1 protein-coding gene is annotated in these 283 nt (G+C 65.0%); it reads left to right on the top strand.

What is annotated here, in order from left to right; translation table 11 throughout:
* Positions 1-172: 172 nt before the first annotated feature.
* Positions 173-283, top strand: a 111-nt coding sequence (locus tag LZP69_RS16290; protein WP_234201737.1) for a ferrochelatase, incomplete at its 3' end; no start/stop codon positions are given.

The following is a 283-nucleotide window of genomic DNA, read 5'->3' as shown; positions in this document are numbered from 1 at the left end:
GCAACAGTTAACTCGCGGGGAAGGGAAAACTCCTCGCCTTTGATATCGGCACAAAAGCGGGATTGTGCACGGCGCGTCTGCGGCGCGGTCCCCTCATCCGGGCGGCCGCCGGGTTTGGGCCAGCCGTCACCGGCCGGTTGACAATTCCACCGAATGACGTGACGAGTAGCGCATGGCCCAATCCGCCGTCCTGCTCGTCAACCTCGGCTCTCCCGCATCCACCTCCGTGCCCGACGTTCGCCGGTATCTCGCAGAGTTCCTCGGGGACGAGCGGGTGCTGGAT

It is taken from the genome of Shewanella sp. AS1 (assembly GCF_021412565.1).
GTDB lineage: Bacteria > Pseudomonadota > Gammaproteobacteria > Enterobacterales > Shewanellaceae > Shewanella.
Note: the sequence above shows the minus strand (reverse complement) of the source record. Positions and strands in the feature narration are given on the sequence as shown.